This is a genomic window from Saccharomonospora sp., assembly GCF_027317685.1.
Classification (GTDB): domain Bacteria; phylum Actinomycetota; class Actinomycetes; order Mycobacteriales; family Pseudonocardiaceae; genus Saccharomonospora.
On sequence record NZ_DAHVQP010000095.1, the window covers coordinates 15,482 to 35,852 of the forward strand.

A 20,371-nucleotide genomic window follows, 5' to 3' on the forward strand; every position below is an offset into this window, starting at 1 on the left:
AAAATCCGGAGGGTCGAGTGCCAGGAGCTCCGGCATGGAGGTGGCGGTCGTCACCGGCTTGTCCGGCGCCGGCCGCAGCACCGCCGCCAAGTGCCTGGAGGATCTGGGCTGGTTCGTGGTGGACAACCTTCCGCCCGAGCTGATCTCCACGATGGTGGAGCTCGGGGCTCAGGCGCGAGGCGTGATCACCAAGGTGGCGGTCGTGATGGACGTGCGGTCGCGCGCCTTCACCGACGACCTCTCCTCGATCATTAAGGATCTCGACGCGCGAGGCTACAAGCCCCGGGTGCTGTTCTTAGAGGCCACGGACTCGGTGCTGATCCGCCGCTTCGACCAGGTGCGTCGCGGTCACCCCATGCAGGGTGACGGAAGGCTGGTCGACGGCATCGCCGCTGAGCGGGAGTTGTTGGCGACCCTGCGGGAGGAAGCCGATCTGATCCTCGACACGTCGGCGCTGTCGGTCCACGACCTTCGCGCCAAGATCGAGGACGCGTTCGGCACCGAGTCGAGCACCCAGACCCGGGTCACGGTGCTGTCCTTCGGCTACAAGTACGGTCTGCCGATGGACTCCGACCTGGTGATGGACGTGCGTTTCCTGCCCAATCCGTTCTGGATTCCCGAGCTGCGGGACCAGAGCGGCCTCGACGGCGACGTGCGCAACTACGTGTTGGGTCAGGAGGGTGCCGAGGAGTTTCTGCAGCAGTACCACGAGTTGCTGCGTCTGGTGGGTGCCGGGTACAAGCGAGAAGGCAAGCGTTATCTCACCCTGGCCGTGGGCTGTACCGGAGGCAAGCATCGCAGTGTCGCCATCTCCGAGGAGCTGGCGAACCGGCTTTCCAAGGAGGACGGCATGGCGGTCAAGGTGGTGCACCGGGACCTGGGCAGGGAGTGAGACCGAGGATGCGTGCCGTCGCACTCGGTGGTGGGCATGGGCTGCATGCGACGTTGTCGGCGTTGCGACGGCTCACCTCGGACGTGACCGCGGTCGTCACCGTCGCCGATGACGGAGGGTCGTCAGGACGGCTCCGCCAGGAGTTGGGCCTGTTGCCGCCCGGAGACCTTCGACAAGCGCTGGCCGCTCTGGCGGCCGCGGAGGACGGTGGCACGCTGTGGGCCGAGGTGTTCCAGCATCGTTTCGGTGGCACCGGGGCTCTCACCGGGCACGCGGTCGGTAATCTGCTGCTGGCCGGCCTGTTCGAGGTGCTCGGTGACCCCGTGGCGGGCCTGGACGAGGCCGCTCGGCTGCTGGGTATCAGTGGGCGGGTGCTGCCGATGTCGGTCGAGCCGCTGGAGATCGAGGCCGAGGTCACGGGCTTGGAGAACGGCGAGGCCGTCAGCCGTATCCGGGGTCAGGTCGCCGTCGCCACCACTCCCGGCCAGGTGCGGCGGATCAGCTTGCACAACCCGGGCCGCCCTCACCAGCCTCCGGTCGCGTGTGCGGACGCGGTGGACGCGGTGTTGAACGCCGACGCTGTTTTCCTCGGTCCCGGTTCGTGGTTCACGAGCGTGCTGCCGCATCTGCTGGTGCCCGACCTGCACGACGCGCTCGTGAACACGAACGCGACGAAGGTCGTGATCCTCAACCTCATGCCACAACCGGGGGAGACGGCAGGGTTCTCACCGGAACAGCACCTGCACGTACTCTTCGAACACGCTCCCCAGCTCAAGGTGGACGCGGTGATCGCCGACCGTGACTCCGTGCCCACCCCCGTGCGATTGCGTCGTGCGGCCGATTCTCTGGGTGGGCGTGCGCATCTGGCTTCGGTCGCTGCCCGGGGTAGGGCGGACCGACATGATCCGGATGCCTTGGCGGGTTGTGTGCGAGAGGCTCTCGGTCTGTCCGAGAGCGTGGAGGAGGGGCAGTAGATGGCGATGACGGCGGCGGTCAAGGACGAGCTCAGCCGTTTGGAGATCACCAAGGTCGGCCCGCGCCGGTCGGAGGTGTCGGCGCTGCTGCGGTTCGCGGGCGGCCTGCACATCGTCGCGGGAAGGGTCGTCGTCGAAGCCGAGCTCGACACCGGGTCCGTGGCTCGTAGGCTCCGTAAGGAGATCCACGAGCTGTACGGCCACGTTCCCGAGGTGCACGTCATCACCTCGGGCGGACTACGCAAGGGCACTCGTTACGTCATCCGCGTGGTCAAGGACGGTGAGGGACTGGCGCGGCAGACCGGGCTCATCGACCAGCGGGGCCGTCCTGTTCGAGGGCTGCCCGCCGCCGTGGTCTCCGGTGGGGTGGCCGATGCGGAGGCCGCGTGGCGCGGGGCGTTTCTGGCTCACGGTTCCCTGACCGAGCCGGGCCGTTCGTCGTCGCTGGAAGTGACGTGTCCGGGACCGGAGGCGGCGTTGGCTTTGGTGGGTGCGGCCCGTCGCATGGGTATTCAGGCCAAGTCGCGTGAGGTGCGGGGCGCTGACCGGGTGGTGGTGCGTGACGGTGACGCCATCGGGGCGTTGTTGACTCGGCTCGGCGCGCATTCGAGCGTGTTGGCGTGGGAGGAGCGGCGGCTTCGGCGGGAGGTGCGGGCCACCGCGAACCGGTTGGCGAATTTCGACGACGCCAACTTGCGGCGTTCGGCGCGCGCGGCTGTGGCGGCCGCGGCGCGGGTGGAGCGCGCCATGGAGATTCTCGGCGACACGGCACCCGATCACCTGCTCGCCGCGGGCAAGCTGCGCTTGTCCAACCGGCAGGCCTCGCTGGAGGAGTTGGGGCAGTTGGCGGACCCGCCGATGACCAAAGACGCCGTCGCGGGGCGTATCCGGCGACTGCTGGCGCTGGCCGACAAACGCGCCAAGGAGCTCGGCGTGCCCGACACCGAGTCCGCTGTCACCCCGGAGATGTTCGAAGAGAGTCTGTAAGCCGGTCTCGCCGGATCGTTGCTCCCTGTTGCCGTCGCTGTGCGGCGGGCAGGGAGCAATTTGTTTTGTTCTCCCGTTCGAGGTGTGAACCGACGGCGTTACGTCCATTCGGGTGTAGAGGTCAGGGTGTCGCCTGGTTGTTGCAGCCGCCCGGTGGCCCGCAACGTGACGGCTGGAGCGTCAGCGGAGGTCGACCGGCCGCTCTCGGACGAAAGGGGACCTCGTGGACACGACAAGGACTTGTCTGGGCACCGATAACGCCGACCTTGGTCTCTCCTCACGGGTTCGCTCCTGGCTGCGGCACAGGTCAGCCCGCGCCACCGACTGGACGGCCGCCGAACTGGCCGCCGTCAAGGGTGAGCGCACGGTCACCGTCATCATCCCGGCGCGCGATGAGGAGCAGACGGTGGGTCAGATCGTGCGGACGATCCGTACGGCATTGATGGAGGAAACCTCGCTCGTCGACGACGTGTTGGTCGTCAACTCGCGTTCCCGCGACGATACGGCGAGGGTGGCGGCCGAGGCCGGGGCCAGGGTGGTGGCGCAGGACACCGTGTTGCGGCCGTTGCCGGGTATGCACGGCAAGGGCGAGGCGCTGTGGAAAGGCCTCGCCGCCACCACCGGCGACTTCGTGGTGTTCGTGGATGGTGATCTCTACGACTTCACCGAGTGGTATGTGATCGGCTTGCTCGGCCCACTGCTGACTGATTCCGGCGTGGACTACGTGAAGGGGTTCTATCACCGGCCGTTGGTCAACGGTTCCCGCATCGATGCCGATGGTGGTGGGCGGGTCACGGAGTTGGTGGCGCGTCCACTGTTGAACATGTATTGGCCCGACCTCGCCGGGTTCGTGCAGCCTTTGGCCGGGGAGTACGCGGGTCGGCGCGAGGTGTTGGAGAGCATCCCCTTCGTCACCCACTACGGGGTGGAGGTGGCGCACTTGATCGACCTGTTGCGATGGCGGGGTTTGGAGTCGCTTGCACAGGTCGATCTCGGTATGCGTACTCACCGGCACCAGAACACGCACGCGCTGGGGCAGATGGCGGGGCAGATCATGTTGACGGTCATGGACCGGCTCGACCGCAGCGGTCGCCTGGTGGCGAAGGAACCGCCGTCGACGTTGCTCGCACAGTTCTGCCGCAGTGAGAGCAACGAGGGGGTGGGACGGGAGTTGGTGGTGAACGACCTCGCCGTACGGGAACGTCCTCCGCTGCGCACGATCCGACGAACTCCGGGGCCCAGTGGGTAGCTCTGCTTTTCGGGGCCGGCGGCCGCACCTCGGTCACCGTCGTTTCCGGGGCGGGTAGCGGAACTGTTCTCTCTTGCCGGGGGAGGACCCGCGGGGCCGCTGCTACGTTTCGTCCGGGCCCGGGTCGGTGAGTTGTGGTCGGTCGGAGGACGGCCACACGTATGGTAGGTCGTCCGACACGTCGGGGAAGAACGGCCGGTAGTGCTCCGGGTCCTTGCGGACGAGCGCGGAACGGTGGCTGCGATGGAACTCCTCGTCGCCCAGCCACGGTGGGAGGTCGTGCTCGGCGGCCAACCTCGCCTGATCACGCACGGTGGTGACACCGAGAGTCGAGGCCAGGTCGGCCACGATCTTCGTCGCGCACGTGTCCGGTCTGCCCTGCGCACGCCATAGTTCACACATGGTCAGGCCGTAACGGGTGAGCGCCTCCTCGTACCCCGCCCACATGCGCACCGCGGGATGGCGGCGCCAGCCGTGTCCCGGCATGGTGAGGGCCCGCAGGATCTGCAGCGCCTCGACCCGCTGTTTGCCCAGACGCCGCCTGTCCAGTACGTGGGCCGTCGCGGCGAATTCGGGATACGGCAAGAACGTCTGCACGCCCTGTGTCCCTAGGTCCGGTGTGCTTGCGAGGGTCTTTTCGGAAGGCGATTTCGCTCTCCTCCGAAGGGAGGCCCGGATTCGGTGGCCGGTACGTGAGGCACGGTCCCGCCCCGGACACCGACCAGCCTGTCGACCACCATGCGGCCCACCTCGGCACGGCTCACGACGTCGCGGTCGACGGCATGGGCCCATCCGGATCGGGCACATCGCCGGGTTCGGGCTCGTGTCCCGGCTCGCTACGGGTTCGTCGGGTGCGTTTGAGCATGGCCTCGTACGCGTGCCGTTGCCCCGGGGTGAGCGCGCGTGCCTGCGCGGCGAACCGGTGGAACACGCTGTAGTAGGTGTCCTCGTAGTCCTCCACGACCTGGTAGGTCCATCGACCCGGCAGCACGTTGCGTCCCAACAGTTCCCGGTCCAGTCGCGAGGCGAGGTCGTGATGTCCGGCGTCGCGGAGCATGCCGATGGCTTCCTCGACGGTGAAGTCGGCGGTTCCGGTGAGCCGATGGAATGCGTAGAGGTGCCCGCGTGCTTCCTCCACCACTTCCAGTGCCTCGGTGAGTTTTCCCACGGCGCGCACTGTGGCGGTGTCCGGCTGGGATGTGTGCGTCATAGGTGATCGGGTACCCGAGGCGCGCACTGCTGATACGCGCCGGCATTCGGCGTCACCGACCACACCCGAAGGAGGGGATTTTCGTGAGCACGGTGATGAAAGCAGTCGACGTGGACGTTCCGCTGTCCACCGCGTACAACCAGTGGACCCAGTTCGAGTCTTTCCCGGAATTCATGGAGGGCGTCGAGGAAGTCCGGCAATTGGACGACACTCACACCCACTGGGTGACCCGGGTGGGAGGCGTCACGCGTGAGTTCGACGCGACGATCACCGAGCAACACCCCGACGAACGTGTCGCGTGGTCTTCGGATTCCGGGCCGCGGCACGCCGGTGTGATCACGTTCCACCGGCTCGAACCGAACCGCACTCGGGTCACGGCGCAGATGGACATCGACCCGGACGGTTTCCTGGAGCAGGTGGCCGACAAGGCCGGCCTTTTGGGAAGACGGGTCAACAACGACCTGCGGCGGTTCAAGGAGTTCATCGAGGGTCGCGGGCACGAGACAGGTGGCTGGCGCGGTGATGTGGACACCCCGCCCACGGCACGGTCGTAGGTGGCGGTAGGTCGACCCCCGACCACGTGACGACACCTTCGGCGGCACACGACCGGGCGCCGTCGAAAAGGGGGCAAAGGGGCCGAAGGGAAAGAACGGTTTTCGCCCACGCGACGATTTCCACAAGCGGACACGCTGATAAGGGCGATGTGAATCGCCTTTCTTAATCGATTTGTTCCTTGGGCGGAAGTGAACCAGGTCTCGGGTCGGGGTATTCGTATACCCGCTGGCCAGCACGCTAGGGTGGCTGGTGAACCCGAACAAGTGTCAGCCCGGTTATGCCGGGCCGAACCCCGAGGAGAGTAGAGCAGTGACGGTTCGCGTAGGCGTTAACGGCTTCGGCCGTATCGGCCGCAACTTTTTCCGTGCCGTGCAGGCCAGCGGTCACGACATCGAGATCGTCGCCTTCAACGACCTCGGTGACGTCGCGACGATGGCGCATCTGCTCAAGTACGACAGTGTCCTGGGTCCGTTGAGCGAAGAGGTCAGCGTCAGCGACGAGGGCATTGTCGTCGGCGGCAAGACGATCAAGGCTCTGGCCGAGCGTGATCCCGCCAAGCTCCCCTGGGGTGACCTCGGTGTGGACGTCGTCGTCGAGTCCACCGGTTTCTTCACCAAGGCCGACGACGCCAAGGCCCACCTCGACGGCGGGGCCAAGAAGGTCATCATCTCCGCGCCGGCCAAGGGAGAGGACCTCACCGTCGTCCTCGGGGTCAACGACTCGGCCTACGACGGCTCGCAGAACATCATCTCGAACGCCTCGTGCACCACGAACTGCCTCGCGCCGCTGGCGAAGGTGCTGCACGACGAGTTCGGCGTCGAGCAGGGCCTGATGACCACCATCCACGCCTACACGCAGGACCAGAACCTGCAGGACGGGCCGCACAAGGACCTGCGTCGGGCCCGCGCTGCCGCGCTGAACATCGTGCCGACCTCCACCGGCGCCGCCAAGGCCATCGGCCTGGTGCTGCCCGAGCTGAACGGCAAGCTCGACGGCTACGCGCTGCGGGTGCCGGTGCCCACCGGCTCCACCACCGACCTGACCGTGACGCTGTCGAAGAGCGCGTCGGTGGACGACATCAACGCCGCCTACAAGGCCGCCGCCGAGGGGCCGCTGAAGGGCGTCCTGCGGTACAGCGAGGAGCCCATCGTGTCCGCCGACATCGTCACCGACCCCGCGTCGTGCATCTACGACGCACCTTTGACCAAGGCCATTGGTAACCAGGTGAAGGTCGTCGGCTGGTACGACAACGAGTGGGGCTACTCAAGCCGCCTCGCGGACCTGGTGAAGCTCGTCGGCTCGAAGCTGTCCTGAACGACATGGCAGTGAAGACTCTCGACGATCTACTCGGCGAGGGCGTTTCCGGTCGGCGCGTGCTCGTGCGCGCCGACCTCAACGTCCCCTTCGACGGAGAGAAGATCACAGACGACGGGCGGGTCCGTGCCGCGCTGCCCACCGTGCGCGCGTTGACGGAGGCGGGGGCCCGCGTGATCGTGACGGCTCACCTCGGTCGGCCCAAGGGCGCGCCCGACCCGGCGTATTCCTTGCGTCCCGTGGCCACCCGGCTCGGTGAACTGCTCGGCACCGAGGTGCGGTTTGCCGGCGACGTGGTGGGTGAGCAGGCGAAGACCGCGGTCTCCTCATTGAGCGACGGTGACGTCGTGCTGTTGGAGAACGTGCGGTTCGACCCGAGGGAGACCAGCAAGTCCGAGTCGGAGCGGGCGCAGCTGGCCCGGGAACTGGCCGAGCTGACCGGCGAGAACGGCGCGTTCGTGTCCGACGGCTTCGGCGTGGTCCATCGCAAGCAGGCGTCGGTCTACGACGTCGCGCGTGTGCTGCCCGCGTACGCGGGAGGGCTCGTGCTCGCCGAGCTGGATGTGCTGAAGACGCTGACCGGCGACCCTCAGCGGCCTTACGCGGTGGTGCTCGGCGGCTCGAAGGTGTCGGACAAACTCGCCGTCATCGAGGCGTTGTTGCCGAAGGTCGACCGGCTGCTCGTCGGCGGTGGCATGTGCTTCACGTTCCTCGCCGCCCAGGGACACGGTGTTGGTTCCTCGCTGCTGGAGACCGACATGGTGGACACCTGCAAGCGGTTGCTGGCCGATGCGGGGGACAAGCTGGTGCTACCCACGGACGTCGTGGTGGCCGACGCTTTCTCCGCCGACGCCGCCACGCGCACCGTGTCCGTCACCGGCATCGAGGACGGCTGGATGGGCCTGGACGTCGGTCCCGAGACCGCGGCCGCGTTCGGAGCGGTCGTTCGAGACGCGCGCACACTGTTCTGGAACGGCCCCATGGGTGTGTTCGAGATGGCGCCGTTCGCCGAGGGCACTCGGGCGGTCGCGACGGCGATCGCCGACTCGGAGGCGTTCAGCGTCGTCGGCGGCGGTGACTCGGCCGCTGCCGTGCGTCAGCTCGGGCTTCCCGAGGACGGTTTCTCACACATCTCCACCGGGGGCGGGGCCTCGCTGGAGTACCTGGAGGGCAAGGATCTGCCCGGCGTCGCCGTGCTGGGTGAGGAGCAGTGATGGCCCGCAAGCCGCTGATCGCAGGCAACTGGAAGATGAACCTGAACCACCTCGAGGCCATCGCCCTGGTTCAGAAGATCGCGTTCTCGTTGCCGGAGAAGTACTACGCGAAGGTCGACGTGACGGTGCTCCCGCCGTTCACCGACATCCGTAGCGTGCAGACACTGGTCGACGGCGACAAGCTCCTGCTCACCTACGGGGCGCAGGACGTGTCGCCGCACGACTCCGGGGCCTACACCGGCGAAGTGTCCGCTCCGATGCTCGCCAAGCTGGGCTGTACCTATGTGGTGGTCGGCCATTCCGAACGGCGTGAGTACCACGGTGAGACTGACGAGCTCGTGAATAAGAAGGTCCGCGCCGCCCTCAAACACGGCTTGTTGCCGATCGTGTGTGTCGGTGAGCAGCTGGAGATCCGGGAGGCCGGCGGGCATATCGAACACACCACGTCACAACTCATCGCGGCGCTGAAGGGTCTCAAGACCGAGCAGGTGGGCAACGTGGTGGTGGCCTACGAGCCCGTGTGGGCCATCGGCACGGGCCGTGTCGCCACACCGGCCGACGCCGAGGAGGTCTGTGCCGCGTTGCGGGCGGCGTTGGCCGACAAGTACGGCGCCGACCTCGCCCAGCAGGTGCGGGTGCTCTACGGCGGCTCGGTGAAGTCGAACAACGTGGCCGACCTCGTCAAATGTGACAACGTCGACGGAGCGCTCGTGGGTGGCGCCAGCCTGGACGGCGAGGAGTTCGCGAAACTGTGTGCCCTCGCAGCGGGTGGCCCACTGCCGTGACACCGGCGCGGATTGCGCTACTCTTGGTGTCCCCGCCACCCGCAGTACACAGAGGATGACAATGGAACTGTTCCTGCAAATTTTGTTGATCGTCTCCAGCGTGCTGCTGATCATCGCGGTGCTGCTGCACCGTGGTCGCGGCGGCGGGCTGTCGTCCCTGTTCGGTGGCGGTATGCAGTCGAGCCTTTCCGGGTCGAGCGTGGCCGAGAAGAACCTCGACCGCATCACGCTCGGAATCGGGGCTGTGTGGGTGATCGCCATCGTCGGGCTCGGTCTGCTGGTGAAACTCTGATCGGCGTTGGCGTGCGAGGAGCGTGCGTCAACTTTCTGGTGGGGTGACGATTCATGGTTGGCGGTAACGCGATTCGAGGCACGCGGATCGGAGCGGGCCCGTCCGGCGAGTCGGAGCGTGGGGAGGCTGCTCCGCGTCGCCGGGTCTCCTATTGGTGCGCCAACGGGCACGAGTCGCGTCCGTCGTTCGCGATGGACGCGGAGACTCCGGACGAGTGGGATTGCCCGCGCTGCGGTTTGCCCGCGGGAAGGGATCAGGAGAACCCTCCCGCGGCTCCCCGCACGGAGCCGTACAAGTCGCATCTGGCGTATGTGAAGGAACGCCGAAGCGACGCCGACGGTGAGGCCATCCTCGCCGAGGCACTTGAACGGCTGCGCCGCCGTCGCGAAGGCTGATCTGGTCTTCGTAACGACAGCCGGGCTGGAACAACAACAAAAGTACCTACCGCGAAGGCCACCTTTCCTGCGCCAGCCGCAGGGAAAGGTGGCCTTCACTTGCACAGGAAAAGCGGCCTTCGCGGTCAACCGAACGGGTAGCGGGCTCGTATTCGGAATCCGCCGTCGTCGGTGCATTCGGTTTCGAACGTGCCTCCCAGTAACTTCGCGCGTTCGGCGAGCCCCGCCAGTCCGTAGCCACCGCCGGAGGGCAGCGCGTGGTTACGACGGGAGCGGGGACGGTCGTTGCGCACTTCCACGAACACCTCGTCACAGGTCGCGGACACGTGCACGAACGCGGTGGCGCCCGGCGCGTGCTTGCGGACGTTGGTCAACGCCTCCTGCACCGTGCGGTAGGCCGCTGCCGAGACCTGAGGTGGCAGGGAGCTCGGCAGGTTCTCCACCGACAGTCTCACCGGCACACCGGCGTGATGTACGAGGTCATCGAGGTTACGCAGGTCCGCTTGGACGACCGTGTCCGAACCCGATCGCAGCACGCCCACCAGCCCTCGTAGCTCTTCCAAGGTGCGGGTGCTGAGAGTGCGGATCGTGTCGGCCGTCTTCTTGGCCTCCGGGGGGGTGTTCGCAGCGGACAGCACGCCCGCCTGCATGGCGATGAGTGTGATGTCGTGGGACACCACGTCGTGCATCTCTCTCGCCAGTCGGGCCCGTTCCTCGGCCCTGACTGCTTGCGCGTGGAGCTGCCGTTCCCGGTCGCGGCTCTCCGCGAGTTCCGCCAGCCGCGCGGAGAGCTCCGCCCTCGCTTCGATGAGCAGACCGATCGCCACCGGCATGCCGGCCACGATCACCCCGTAGATGGCGTCGAGGATGTGCATGCGCCAGGTGAGGTCGACGAAGTCGGCCAGCGGCCAGAGGATGAACCGGCACAGCCACACCAAGCCCGCCCCGACCCACATGTGCCAGTGGAATGGTTTGCGGCGTGCGAGGTACCCCAGCGCGAACATGGCGGCCAACTGCGCCCAGCCCGCGAAGAAACCGGGAACGGCGAGCACGACCGCTGTGAACGGCAGCCGTCGACGCAACAGTAACGCCACACAACTGGCCGCGGACAGATACACGGAGTACGGCGGCGCTTCCGGTGGAATCACCAGCCACACGTCCAGCACCGCGATGACGACGAAAGCCAGGTCCGTCGCGATACCGGTGAGGGCCGGATGTTTCGAGAACACCCTCGACAAACCGGCCAGGCCCGCGGTGCGCTGCCGCGGCGGATCCGTTGCCCCCGCGCCAGAACCGCTGACCGGGACCCCGGTTAGGGATATTCCCTGTGTGGTCATGGGTTACGACCTCTCGTCTCGTGGACTCGACACAGAGAGGTTTCTGGTGCAGCGGCTACAAAAGCAACCCCTGAGGCATGTGCGCTTGCAACAAAACCACGAACGGCGTTCTGTGCTATGGCGCGAGACACATGGGTCAGCGTCGTGTGACCTGGGCCTTCGACGCCGCGGCTTGGTCGATCAGCCACACAGTGCGCTGCTTACCGCGTGCTCCCGCCGCGGGAATGCTCACCTCGTCGGCGCCGGCGAGGGCCAGTGACACGGCTTCTGCTTTGGCTTCGCCCGAGGTGAGCAGCCACACTTCCTCCGCGGAGCGAATGGCGGGGAAAGTCAGTGACAGGCGAGTGGGAGGTGGCTTCGGGCAGTCCCGCACGGCCACCACCGAGGAACGCTTCTCGGACGCGGCGGGGGAGAACGGGAAGATCGACGCGGTGTGTCCCTCACCACCGAGCCCCAGTAGCAGGATGTCGAACGCGGGGACCTCGGCGGCGCCGGTGGCCGTGCTCGACGAACGGGCGGCTGCCGCGAGCGTCTCGGCGTAACCCGCCGCCGCGGCGTCCGGGTCATCACCGAACTCGCCGTCCGAGGCGGCCATCGCGTGGACACGGCTCTCGTCCACCGGCACGTGGTCCAACAACGCCTGCCGTGCCTGCTTCTCGTTACGTTCGTCGTCGTCCGCCGGGACGAACCGCTCGTCACCCCAGTAGATGTCCAGCTGCGACCAGTCCACGGCATCCCTCGCGGGACTACGGCGTACCTGGTCGAGTACGGCGATGCCGATACCCCCACCGGTCAGGACGACCGAGGCCGAGCCCTTGCGAGCCTGGATGTCGGCCAGTGCCGACACCAACCGGGTGGCGCCGGCCGCGGCGAGCACCTCTTGGTCGGGGTGGACGACGACAGTGGGATCCGTGCTCATGCCTACGCCTCCGGTTTTTTCTTCGTAGCCGTGGACTTCGTGGTCGTTTCCCGGGTTTTCTTCGACGCGGTGGTGCTACGGTCGCTTCCCCGGGCCGGTTTGCGTCCGGGTGAAAGCTTGGTCAACCCGCGAAGCGCAGCCTCGTAGATTTCGTCGGGATCGAGCCTGCGCAGTTCCTCGATGAGACAGTCACGATTGTCCCTACGGTGCAGCGCGATCCGCCGAGTCGGCTGACCCGGCTGGGTCAGCGTGCCGGTCTTGCCGTCGGGCCGGTGCAGTTCGATGGGCCCGGAAGGCCGGTCGATTCGCACCGCCACGATGCCTTGCGCCTCCGTGGTTTTGACCCGCTTCACCGGAACGCTCAAGTATTCGGCGAGCCACCCCGCGAGTAGTTCGGTGGAAGGTGAATCGGCCTCGCCCGTCACCGACGCACCGGTGATCGGCTCGTACGGCGGCAGGTCGAGCGCGGCCACCAACTGGGCCCGCCAGTTGGTCAGCCGCGTCCACGCCAGATCCGTGTCTCCGTCTACATAGGTCTTACTGCGGCTCACCAGTGCTCGGATCGGATTAGTCTCGGCGGCCGCATCGGTGATACGGCGTTGCGCGAGTTGGCCGAGTTGGTCCTGCGCCGGTGCCTTCGGCCCCTTACCCGGCCACCACGTGACCGTCGGGGTGTCCGGCAACAGCAGCGGTATCACCGCGCTGCGCCCCTGATTCGCCAACGGGCCGTACAACCGAAGCACGATGACGTCACTGGCCCCCGCGTCGCCACCGACCCGGATCTGGCCGTCTATCCGGGGCGCAGCCCTACGCGTCCCCTTCGCCACGACGATCACCCGCGAAGGATGCTCGCGGCTGGCCTCATTGGCGGCGTCGATGGCGTCCTCGAGCTGCTCGTCGTCCTCCGCGGCGATCACCAGGGTCAGCACCCGGCCCAACGCCACCGCGCCGCCTCGCTCGCGAATCTCGACGAGCTTCTTGTTCAATTGCGACGTCGTGGTCGAGGGCAGATCGATAATCATCGGAGTCTCCTGTGTTGGTCCGCTCCCGGCAGGCCATCCTCGGTCACGGACGCCTCCAGTGTTGTGCGGGACGCCCGCGCCCGGTCGGCGTCCATGTCCGGCAGGCCATCCTCGGTCACGGACGCCTCCAGTGGCGGCCTGTGCGTTCCAACATCGCCTCCGCCGACGGCGGCCCCCACGAACCCGGCTCGTACGGCTCCGGCGGGCCCAGCTTGGCCCAGTGCTCCAGGATGGGATCGAGGATCTTCCAGGACAGCTCGACCTCCTCGTTCCCCGGGAAGAGCGACGGTTCCCCCAACAACACATCGAGGATCAGTCGCTCGTAGGCCTCCGGAGAGCTCTCGGTGAACGCGTGCCCGTAGCCGAAGTCCATCGTGACGTCGCGGACCTCCATCGTGGTGCCCGGCACCTTGGAGCCGAAACGCAGCGTCACGCCCTCGTCCGGCTGCACTCGGATCACCAGAGCGTTCTCACCGAGCTCTTCGGTCGAGGTCGAGTCGAACGGCAGGTGCGGTGCCCGTTTGAAGACCACCGCCACCTCGGTGACCCTGCGGCCCAGCCGTTTGCCCGTGCGCAGATAGAACGGGACACCCGCCCACCGGCGGTTGCGCACCGCCAGGGTCACGGCCGCGTAGGTCTCGGTGGTGGAGTCCTTCGAAAAGCCTTGCTCCTGGTGCAGCCCGAACACCTTCTTGCCGCCCTGCCAGCCGCCGGTGTACTGGCCACGCGCCGTGGTCTCGTCGAACGGCCCCACGGGCGTGGTCGCACTCAGCACCTTGACCTTCTCGGCTCGCAGCGCCTTCGGGTGGAACGACCCGGGCTCCTCCATCGCGGTCAACGCGAGCAGTTGCAGCAGGTGGTTCTGGATGACGTCCCGCGCCGCGCCGATGCCCTCGTAGTAGCCTGCCCGCCCGCCGATACCGATGTCCTCGGCCATCGTGATCTGCACGTGGTCGACGTAGTGGGCGTTCCAGATCGGCTCGAACAGCTGGTTGGCGAACCGCAACGCCAGGATGTTCTGCACCGTCTCCTTGCCGAGGTAATGGTCGATGCGGAACACCGAGTCCTCGGGGAAGACGTCGTTGACGATGGCGTTCAGTTCCCTGGCGCTTTCCAGATCGTGTCCGAACGGTTTCTCCACCACGACCCGACGCCACACGCCTTCGGAAGCCTGGGCCAGCCCGCAACGGGCGAGCTGCTTCGTCACCACCGGGAACGCCCAGGGCGGAATCGAGAGGTAGAACGCCGTGTTGCCGCCCGTGCCACGTTCCTCGGCCATGATCCGGACCGTCTCGGCAAGCTCGTCGAACGCCTCGTCGTCGTCGAACGACCCCTGCACGAACCGGATGCCTTCGGCCAGCCTGTTCCACACCGATTCCCGAAACGGTGTCCGCGCGTACTCGGCCACCGCGTCGTGGACCTGCTGGCCGAAGTCCTGATGCTCCCACTCCCGGCGGGCGAACCCGATCAGGGAGAATCCCGCCGGCAGCAGCCCCCGGTTGGCGAGGTCGTAGATCGCGGGCATGAGCTTCTTCCGCGACAGGTCCCCGGTGACACCGAAGATCACCAGGCTCGCCGGCCCGGCGATCCTCGGTAGTCGCTTGTCGCGCGGGTCGCGCAGCGGGTTGGTCCAACCTTTCTTCATGGACTGAGCTCCTGTACGGCTCGGACGACGTCGGCCAGGCCGGCCGCCCGATCGGTCAGGTGCAGTCGCAGCACAGGCCTGCCCGACTCGGCCAACACCTGTCCGTCTCCCAACGCTTGGGCGAACTGCAGCTTGCCCAGGGTGTAGGGGCGGTCGGGGACGGGCACGTCCTCCTCGACCGCCCCCGTGATCTGAAGGAAGCTTCCGTTCGGGTGGCCGCCCTTGTGGTACTGGCCTGTGGAGTGCAGGAAACGTGGGCCCCACCCGAAGGTCGCCTGTTTGCCCGTTCGGCGGGCGAGCTCGCTGCGCAGGAGAGTGGCGGAGGCGTCGTCGAGCCGGTCGAGGTACGCCTGCACCGCGATGTAGCCGCCATCGGCGACCCCGTCGACGAACTCGCGCAGCACCTCCGTGAGCGTTTCCTTCGCCGCCTCGCCCACCGGCCCGTACACCTCGACGGGACCGATCACAGCCGACGGTCCTTCGGTGGTGGTCAGTGCCTGTGGGTTGTCCAGCAGTGCCCTCGCCGCTTTTTTCGCGGCCTCGACGTCGGGCTGGTCGAACGGGTTGATCCGCAGGAGCTTGCCCACCACCGCGACCGCGTACTCCCACAACAGGAATTGCGCGCCGAGGGGCCCTGTGGTGGCGACAGCGGCGGCCTCGGTCGCCGGACCCACTGCCACGGGAGTGGCATCGGAACCCGCGTCGGCGAAGCCCGGGGCGTCCGGGCTCTCGACGACCACGGGCAGCAGCCCGGTGCCTTGCTTACCGGTGGACTCGGCGATGAGCTGCTCAGCCCAGTCACCGAACCCGGTGATGCCGGAACCAGTGTCGGCGAGCACCACCTTCTCGGCGCCGCCCGAGTGCGCCGCGCCGAGCGCGGCCGCCAGACGCAGCGCGGGGTTGTCCGAGGAATCGGCCGACAGTTGCTCCGCCACCCCCGCGGCCTGGTCGAGCAGGCGTGCCACGTCCGCGCCGGCCAGCCCCGCGGGCACGAGACCGAACGCGGACAGCGCCGAATAGCGGCCACCCACCTGGGGGTCGGCGAGGAAGACCTTGCGGTAGCCCTCGGCGGAGGCCAGTTCGGCCAGCGGCGAGCCGGGATCGGTGACGACGACCATCCTGCTGGCCGCGTCGATCCCGGCGTCGGCGAACGCCTTGGCGAAGATGCGCCGGTGGCTGTCGGTTTCCACGGTGGTGCCCGACTTCGACGACACCACGAGCACCGTGCGTTCCAGATCACCGGCGAGGGCGTCGGCGACCTGGCCGGGGTCGGTGGTGTCCAGCACCGTCAACGCCACCCCCTCGGTGGAGGTGATGACCTCGGGGGCGAGCGACGAACCGCCCATTCCGGCGAGGACGACGCGGTCGAGACCTTCCGAACGCAGTTCCGCGCGCAGTGACTCGACCTCACCGATCAACGATCGTGAGCTCTTGTGCAGCGTGGTCCACGCCAGCCGGATCGACGCCTCGGCCTCGGCCTCGGGCCCCCACAACGTGGCATCCTGCGCGGTCAGTTTCGAGGCCACACCATCGGAGACGAGCGTGTCCAGCAGAGGACGAGCCGACTCGGCGAGGGCGGCATCGGTGATCTCGACTGTCGTGTGTTCCGCCATCAGCTCTGCACCTTCACCGCATCGAGTTGGCCACGGACCGTGTCGAGCAGCTCCGCCCACGACTTGTCGAACTTCTCCACGCCTTCGTCCTCGAGCGTGCGGAACACGTCGCTGACGTCGATACCGACGGCGGCGAGCCGGTCGAACACCTGCTGAGCCTGCTCAGCGGTGCCCGTCACCGTGTCGCCGTGGATGTTCGCGTGGTCGGCCACGGCCCCCAGGGTCTTCTCCGGCATCGTGTTGACCGTGTTGGCGACCACGAGCTCGTCCACATAGCGGGTGTCGGAGTACTCGGGGTTCTTCACCCCGGTGGATGCCCACAACGGGCGCTGCGGATTCGCGCCCGCCTGCTTGAGGGCGGCCCACCGGTCACTCGCGAACTTCTCCTGGTAGGCGGCGTAGGCGAGACGCGCGTTGGCGATGGCGGCCTCACCACGCAGCGCCAGCGCCTCGTCGGTCCCGATGGCCTCCAGCCGCTTGTCCACCTCCGAGTCCACGCGGGAGACGAAGAACGAGGCCACGGACTGGATGTTCGACAGGTCGTGTCCGGCCTCCTTCGCCTGCTCCAGCCCGTCGAAGAACGCGTCGATCACGGCGCGGTAGCGCTCCACCGAGAAGATCAGGGTGACGTTGACGCTGATACCGGCCGCGAGCGTCCTCGTGATGGCGGGCAGGCCCTGCTCGGTGGCGGGGATCTTGACGAAGATGTTGGGTCGGTCCACCGCGCTCCACAGCTCGGCGGCCTCGGCCACGGTCTTCTCGGTGTCCCGGGCCAGTCCCGGGTCCACCTCGATCGAGACACGGCCGTCCAGGCCGTTCGTGGCGGTGTAGACGTCACGGAGGAGATCCGCGGCGTCGCGTACGTCGCTGGTGGTCAGCTCCCGCACGGCGGCGTGGACGTCCGCGCCGCGTGCGGCCAGCTCTCGCAGCTGCTCGTCGTATTCCTCGCCGCGCGACAACGCGTTGGCGAAGATCGTCGGGTTGGTGGTGACTCCGACGACGTGCTTGTCGCGGACCAGCTCTGCCAGGTTGCCCGACCGCAGTCGGTCGCGTGACAGGTCGTCGAGCCAGATCGACACGCCCGCCTCGGATAGCTGAGCCAGCCTGTCGGTGTTGCTCATGACGTCATCCCTCTTTTCGTTGCGACTGTCTTACGGGTGGGGCGCCGCCGCGGTGGCTGTGGCCGGCGCCCCACCCGCCGATCTCGCTGCTGTGCCGCGCTCGGGATCAGCTCTTCGCCAACGACCGACGGGCGGCCTCCACCACGGCTTCGGTGGTGAACCCGAACTTCTCGAACAACGTGTTGTAGTCCGCCGACGCGCCGAACTGCTCGATCGAGATGATCTCGCCCTGCTCACCCACGAACCGGTACCAAGGCTGGGCCGTTCCCGCCTCGACGGCGACACGGGCCTTCACCGCCGGCGGGATGACCGCGTCGCGGTACTCCTGGTCCTGCTGGTCGAACCACTCGACACACGGCATCGACACCACGCTGGTGGGCACTCCGTCGGCTTCGAGTACCTTGCGGGCCTCCACCGCGATCTGCACCTCCGAGCCCGTGGCGATCAGCACGACCTCGGGGGAGCCGTTGGAGGCCTCGGCCAGCACGTAGCCGCCCTTGGCGACGCCTTCCGCGCTGGTGCCCTCCAACACCGGGACGTTCTGCCGGGTCAGCGCCAGGCCCGTGGGGGCGTGGATGTCCTCCAACGCCGCCTTCCACGCCGCAGCGGTCTCGTTGGCGTCGGCGGGCCGGACGACGTTCAGCCCCGGAATCGTGCGCAGCGAGGCCAGCTGCTCGACCGGCTGGTGGGTGGGGCCGTCCTCACCCAGGCCGATCGAGTCGTGCGTCCACACGTACACCACGGGGGCCTTCATCAGCGCCGCGAGGCGGACGGAAGGCCGCATGTAGTCGCTGAAGATGAGGAACGTGGCGCCGTAGGGACGGGTGCCTCCGTGCAGCGCGATGCCGTTGAGGATCGCGCCCATCGCGTGTTCGCGCACCCCGAAGTGCAGGTTCCTGCCGTAGGGGTGGGCGGTGAACATGCCGGTGGACGCGCTCTCGGGCCCGAACGAGTCCGAGTTCTTGATGATGGTGTTGTTGCTTTCCGCCAGGTCGGCGGAGCCACCCCACAGCTCCGGCAGCACATCGCCGATGGCGTTGAGGACCTCGCCGGACGCCTTGCGGGTGGCGATGCCCTTCGCGTCGGGCTCCCAGCTCGGGAGCTTCTCGTCCCAGCCCACGGGCAGGGAACGGGTCCGGAGCCGGTCGGCGAGTTCCTTCCGTTCCGGGTTGGCCTGGGCCCACGCGTCGAAGGCCTTCTGCCACTGCTCGCGGGCGGCCCGGGCGCGTTCTCCCACCTTGCGGGTGTGGGCGAGCACCTCGTCGTCGATGTGGAAGCTGACCTCGGGGTCGAAGCCGAGGGTCTTCTTGACGGCGGCGACCTCGTCGGCACCGAGCGCGGCGCCGTGGGCCTTACCGGTGTTCATCTTGTTCGGCGCCGGATAGCCGATCACGGTGCGCAGCACGATGAACGACGGCCGGGTGGTCTCGGCCTTCGCGGCCTCGATGGCCTGTTCGAAGGCCACGACGTCCTCGCCGCCCTCGACGACCTGGACGTGCCAGCCGTACGACTCGTAGCGCTTGGCGGTGTCCTCGGAGAAGGCGATGTTGGTGTCGTCCTCGATGGAGATCTTGTTGTCGTCGTAGACGACGATCAGGTTGCCGAGCTCCTGCCTGCCCGCCAGGGAGGACGCCTCGGCCGTCACACCCTCCTGGACGTCACCGTCGGAGGCGATCACATAGATGTAGTGGTCGAACGGGCTCTCCCCCCGAGGCGCGTCGGGGTCGAGCAGTCCACGCTCCCGGCGCGCGGCCATGGCCATACCCACGGCGTTGGCGAGCCCCTGGCCCAGCGGGCCAGTGGTGGTCTCGACGCCCGGCGTGTGCCGGTACTCCGGGTGCCCGGGTGTCTTCGACCCCCACTTGCGCAGCTGCTTGATGTCCTCCATCTCCAGCCCGTATCCGGCGAGGAACAGCTGGAGGTACAGGGTGAGGCTGCTGTGTCCGGCAGAGAGGATGAACCGGTCCCGGGCCGGCCACTCCGGGTCGGCGGGGTCATGGCGCATGATGCGCTGGAACAGTGAGTACGCCACCGGCGCCAAGCTCATGGCTGTGCCGGGGTGCCCGCTGCCGCAATGCTCGACGGCATCGGCCGCCAGCACGCGAATCGTGTCCACTGCGCGGGTGTCCAGATCAGTCCAGTCGGCCGGATAGTTCCGGCGCAACAGTGGGTTGTTCTCCGTAGCGGCGATCTCCGACACTGAACTTGACTCCCTGAGGTCTCACATGTTTGCAGTTCACTTACCCGGTTACCCGGCGTCGGCCGTCACAGTCGATCTTAATCGATCCTGAACCCGATGTGCCCGTCGTCTCATCGAGTGGCTGACAGGGGTCGGCGTCCGATGAGAGTCGACGACTGGATATCGGCCGATCTGGTGACGAGCCTAGTCCACGCGGGCGGGTCGGTCAGTGATCACCGGCGTTGGGGTGTGACATCGCCGAGGAGGGCCGGAGGGTGTCTCGAAGGGTGACGTAGGTCCCGTGGGTGGGTGCCGCTGGGCGCTCTCACGTCCTGCTCTACTACGATCCGTCAAGGTACCGCGTCAGTCGACGCTTGAGGCGAAATCAAGGCACAGGGAGCGAGATGTCGTTGGTGAACGCTGCGCATGGGCGCAGTGAGCACACCAGCGCCGTGCATCCCACTGGCGAGTCCCCAGCTGGTGGCCGGCGAGGTTTGCGTGAGGTCATCGGCGCGTACGCCGCGCTCGCCAAGCCGCGGGTGATCGAGCTGCTGCTGGTCACCACGATTCCCGCGATGTTCCTGGCAGGTCGCGAGATCCCGTCGCCTTGGCTGGTGTTGGCCACCCTCGTGGGTGGAACGATGGCCGCGGGCAGCGCGAACGCGCTG

General features: G+C 67.5%; 19 protein-coding genes and 1 pseudogene. 11 read left to right on the forward strand and 9 right to left on the reverse strand.

The annotated features are described in order from the left end of the window. Nucleotides 1-34 precede the first annotated feature (34 nt). From rapZ to M7H19_RS11300, 4 genes are all read left to right on the forward strand, one after another. Nucleotides 35-892 carry an RNase adapter RapZ gene (gene rapZ / locus M7H19_RS11285; RefSeq protein ID WP_298180632.1) on the forward strand — a complete coding sequence of 286 codons (858 nt, stop codon included), beginning with the start codon at nucleotides 35-37 and terminating at the stop codon, nucleotides 890-892. An 8-nt stretch (nucleotides 893-900) separates the two neighbouring features. Beyond that, nucleotides 901-1,866, forward strand: a complete 966-nt coding sequence (gene yvcK, locus M7H19_RS11290; protein WP_298180591.1) for a uridine diphosphate-N-acetylglucosamine-binding protein YvcK — start codon at nucleotides 901-903, stop codon at nucleotides 1,864-1,866. Beyond that, a complete protein-coding gene (whiA, locus tag M7H19_RS11295) occupies nucleotides 1,867-2,853 on the forward strand; it encodes a DNA-binding protein WhiA (protein ID WP_298180593.1) in 987 nt (328 codons plus the stop codon). 223 nt (nucleotides 2,854-3,076) lie between these two features. Then, nucleotides 3,077-4,102 carry a glucosyl-3-phosphoglycerate synthase gene (locus M7H19_RS11300; protein WP_298180595.1) on the forward strand — a complete coding sequence of 342 codons (1,026 nt, stop codon included), beginning with the start codon at nucleotides 3,077-3,079 and terminating at the stop codon, nucleotides 4,100-4,102. 102 nt (nucleotides 4,103-4,204) lie between these two features. On the opposite strand, the gene M7H19_RS11305 is transcribed toward M7H19_RS11300, so the two are convergent. Then, nucleotides 4,205-4,699 (reverse strand): MSMEG_6728 family protein, encoded by a 495-nt coding sequence (locus M7H19_RS11305; protein WP_298180597.1) that lies wholly within the window; start codon nucleotides 4,697-4,699, stop codon nucleotides 4,205-4,207. Between the two features lie 163 nt (nucleotides 4,700-4,862). Continuing rightward, entirely contained in the window at nucleotides 4,863-5,312 is a 450-nt protein-coding gene (locus M7H19_RS11310; RefSeq protein WP_298180599.1) for a hypothetical protein, read from the reverse strand. An 83-nt stretch (nucleotides 5,313-5,395) separates the two neighbouring features. On the opposite strand from M7H19_RS11310, the gene M7H19_RS11315 reads away from it, so the two are divergent. The 6 genes from M7H19_RS11315 (at nucleotide 5,396) to M7H19_RS11340 (ending at nucleotide 9,867) form a co-directional block, all read left to right on the forward strand. Then, a complete protein-coding gene (locus tag M7H19_RS11315) occupies nucleotides 5,396-5,866 on the forward strand; it encodes an SRPBCC family protein (RefSeq protein WP_298180601.1) in 471 nt (156 codons plus the stop codon). Between the two features lie 310 nt (nucleotides 5,867-6,176). Further along, nucleotides 6,177-7,181, forward strand: a complete 1,005-nt coding sequence (gene gap / locus M7H19_RS11320; protein ID WP_298180603.1) for a type I glyceraldehyde-3-phosphate dehydrogenase — start codon at nucleotides 6,177-6,179, stop codon at nucleotides 7,179-7,181. Nucleotides 7,182-7,192: 11 nt separating this feature from the next. Beyond that, a complete protein-coding gene (locus M7H19_RS11325) occupies nucleotides 7,193-8,395 on the forward strand; it encodes a phosphoglycerate kinase (protein WP_298180634.1) in 1,203 nt (400 codons plus the stop codon). Then, nucleotides 8,395-9,180, forward strand: a complete 786-nt coding sequence (gene tpiA / locus M7H19_RS11330; protein WP_298180605.1) for a triose-phosphate isomerase — start codon at nucleotides 8,395-8,397, stop codon at nucleotides 9,178-9,180. The genes M7H19_RS11325 and tpiA overlap by 1 nt, the downstream gene beginning before the upstream one ends. 61 nt (nucleotides 9,181-9,241) lie before the next feature. After that, nucleotides 9,242-9,472 (forward strand): preprotein translocase subunit SecG, encoded by a 231-nt coding sequence (secG, locus tag M7H19_RS11335; RefSeq protein ID WP_015785938.1) that lies wholly within the window; start codon nucleotides 9,242-9,244, stop codon nucleotides 9,470-9,472. Nucleotides 9,473-9,525: 53 nt separating this feature from the next. Beyond that, nucleotides 9,526-9,867: an RNA polymerase-binding protein RbpA gene (locus M7H19_RS11340; RefSeq protein WP_298180607.1), complete on the forward strand. Its 342-nt coding sequence runs from the start codon at nucleotides 9,526-9,528 to the stop codon at nucleotides 9,865-9,867. Between the two features lie 125 nt (nucleotides 9,868-9,992). On the opposite strand, the gene M7H19_RS11345 is transcribed toward M7H19_RS11340, so the two are convergent. The 7 genes from M7H19_RS11345 to tkt all read right to left on the reverse strand — a co-directional run bounded on the left by M7H19_RS11345 (nucleotide 9,993) and on the right by tkt (nucleotide 19,724). Beyond that, nucleotides 9,993-11,204: a histidine kinase gene (locus M7H19_RS11345; protein WP_298180609.1), complete on the reverse strand. Its 1,212-nt coding sequence runs from the start codon at nucleotides 11,202-11,204 to the stop codon at nucleotides 9,993-9,995. A gap of 136 nt (nucleotides 11,205-11,340) precedes the next feature. Further along, the gene (gene pgl, locus M7H19_RS11350) at nucleotides 11,341-12,123 is read right to left on the reverse strand and encodes a 6-phosphogluconolactonase (protein ID WP_298180612.1); all 783 of its coding nucleotides are present in this window, start codon (nucleotides 12,121-12,123) and stop codon (nucleotides 11,341-11,343) included. Nucleotides 12,124-12,125: 2 nt separating this feature from the next. Further along, complete coding sequence (opcA, locus tag M7H19_RS11355) at nucleotides 12,126-13,145, reverse strand: glucose-6-phosphate dehydrogenase assembly protein OpcA (RefSeq protein ID WP_298180614.1); 1,020 nt, start codon at nucleotides 13,143-13,145, stop codon at nucleotides 12,126-12,128. A 115-nt stretch (nucleotides 13,146-13,260) separates the two neighbouring features. Continuing rightward, nucleotides 13,261-14,790, reverse strand: a complete 1,530-nt coding sequence (gene zwf / locus M7H19_RS11360) for a glucose-6-phosphate dehydrogenase (RefSeq protein ID WP_298180616.1) — start codon at nucleotides 14,788-14,790, stop codon at nucleotides 13,261-13,263. Beyond that, complete coding sequence (locus tag M7H19_RS11365; RefSeq protein ID WP_298180618.1) at nucleotides 14,787-16,403, reverse strand: glucose-6-phosphate isomerase; 1,617 nt, start codon at nucleotides 16,401-16,403, stop codon at nucleotides 14,787-14,789. The genes zwf and M7H19_RS11365 overlap by 4 nt, the downstream gene beginning before the upstream one ends. After that, a complete protein-coding gene (gene tal / locus M7H19_RS11370; RefSeq protein ID WP_298180620.1) occupies nucleotides 16,403-17,524 on the reverse strand; it encodes a transaldolase in 1,122 nt (373 codons plus the stop codon). The genes M7H19_RS11365 and tal overlap by 1 nt, the downstream gene beginning before the upstream one ends. A gap of 106 nt (nucleotides 17,525-17,630) precedes the next feature. Next, entirely contained in the window at nucleotides 17,631-19,724 is a 2,094-nt protein-coding gene (gene tkt / locus M7H19_RS11375) for a transketolase (protein WP_298180622.1), read from the reverse strand. A gap of 383 nt (nucleotides 19,725-20,107) precedes the next feature. On the opposite strand from tkt, the pseudogene M7H19_RS11380 reads away from it, so the two are divergent. Beyond that, nucleotides 20,108-20,371 (forward strand): annotated as a pseudogene (locus M7H19_RS11380) (protoheme IX farnesyltransferase); the annotation flags it as partial.

Coding starts and splice junctions, on each gene's coding strand:
- rapZ (WP_298180632.1), top strand. CDS start 35: ATGGAGGTGGCGGTCGTCACCGGCTTGTCCGGCGCCGGCCGCAGCACC.
- yvcK (WP_298180591.1), top strand. CDS start 901: ATGCGTGCCGTCGCACTCGGTGGTGGGCATGGGCTGCATGCGACGTTG.
- whiA (WP_298180593.1), top strand. CDS start 1,867: ATGGCGATGACGGCGGCGGTCAAGGACGAGCTCAGCCGTTTGGAGATC.
- M7H19_RS11310 (WP_298180599.1), bottom strand. CDS start 5,312: ATGACGCACACATCCCAGCCGGACACCGCCACAGTGCGCGCCGTGGGA.
- tpiA (WP_298180605.1), top strand. CDS start 8,395: ATGGCCCGCAAGCCGCTGATCGCAGGCAACTGGAAGATGAACCTGAAC.
- secG (WP_015785938.1), top strand. CDS start 9,242: ATGGAACTGTTCCTGCAAATTTTGTTGATCGTCTCCAGCGTGCTGCTG.
- M7H19_RS11340 (WP_298180607.1), top strand. CDS start 9,526: ATGGTTGGCGGTAACGCGATTCGAGGCACGCGGATCGGAGCGGGCCCG.
- M7H19_RS11345 (WP_298180609.1), bottom strand. CDS start 11,204: ATGACCACACAGGGAATATCCCTAACCGGGGTCCCGGTCAGCGGTTCT.
- pgl (WP_298180612.1), bottom strand. CDS start 12,123: ATGAGCACGGATCCCACTGTCGTCGTCCACCCCGACCAAGAGGTGCTC.
- opcA (WP_298180614.1), bottom strand. CDS start 13,145: ATGATTATCGATCTGCCCTCGACCACGACGTCGCAATTGAACAAGAAG.
- zwf (WP_298180616.1), bottom strand. CDS start 14,790: ATGAAGAAAGGTTGGACCAACCCGCTGCGCGACCCGCGCGACAAGCGA.
- M7H19_RS11365 (WP_298180618.1), bottom strand. CDS start 16,403: ATGGCGGAACACACGACAGTCGAGATCACCGATGCCGCCCTCGCCGAG.
- tal (WP_298180620.1), bottom strand. CDS start 17,524: ATGAGCAACACCGACAGGCTGGCTCAGCTATCCGAGGCGGGCGTGTCG.